The 663-nt window shown below is 63.2% G+C and carries 2 protein-coding genes; both read right to left on the bottom strand.

What is annotated here, in order from left to right; translation table 11 throughout:
- Positions 1 to 70: 70 nt before the first annotated feature.
- Complete coding sequence (locus tag CSC70_RS13945) at positions 71 to 364, bottom strand: type II toxin-antitoxin system RelE/ParE family toxin (RefSeq protein WP_162457203.1); 294 nt, start codon at positions 362 to 364, stop codon at positions 71 to 73.
- Entirely contained in the window at positions 361 to 630 is a 270-nt protein-coding gene (locus CSC70_RS13950) for an antitoxin of toxin-antitoxin stability system (protein ID WP_162457204.1), read from the bottom strand. Before CSC70_RS13950 ends, CSC70_RS13945 begins: the two co-directional genes overlap by 4 nt.
- Positions 631 to 663: the final 33 nt, after the last annotated feature.

Raw genomic sequence — 663 nt, forward strand, 5'->3', positions numbered from 1 at the left:
AAAGGTTGGATGGCAACCCCGGGGCGCCGCAAGTTGGCTGTGCCTGGCCGGCTTGTTTTTGTCCCCATCGTTAGTCGTCCCGTGCCGGGGGCCACTGGCGCGCTGTGTGGATAAGGGTCATCACCCATACCGTGTCGGCAGCTTCGTCCACTTCGTAGCCGAGCCGGTAGCTTTCATGCGGGATAAGCTCGCGAGTACCAGGAATTTTCCCGGTGCAGCCGAGCTTGGGGAACTCTCCCAGCCGCTTGGCCGCCTCGCTGAAAAGATCATCTATCTTGAGCGCTGCGCGCGGGTTCTCTACCGCGATGTAATCGATGATATCGGCGCGGTCCTGCCTTGCGGCCGCGATCCAGCGGACTTTCACAATCCAGCATCTCCGGCGCGGCGTAGCAGGTCCACGCGGCGCGAGGCCGCATCGGCTTCCACTTCCTCATTGGAGAAGTGCAGGCCGGCGTCACGCTGCTTGCGGGCGACCTCCACTTTGCGGCGCACGAACTCGTCGTAGTCCCGTGCCTCACGACGGCGGGTGATGTAGTCGCGCATCAGCTCGCGCATGACCTGCGCCGCCGGGCGGTCATCTGCGGCTGCTTCGGCCATGAACGTGTCGCGCAGCTCCGGTTCCAGCTTCATCGTGAAAACGGCTTTCGTTGACATAATGGCCCC

Origin of the sequence: Pseudoxanthomonas kalamensis DSM 18571 (genome assembly GCF_010211745.1) — a bacterium.
Lineage (GTDB): Bacteria > Pseudomonadota > Gammaproteobacteria > Xanthomonadales > Xanthomonadaceae > Pseudoxanthomonas_A > Pseudoxanthomonas_A kalamensis.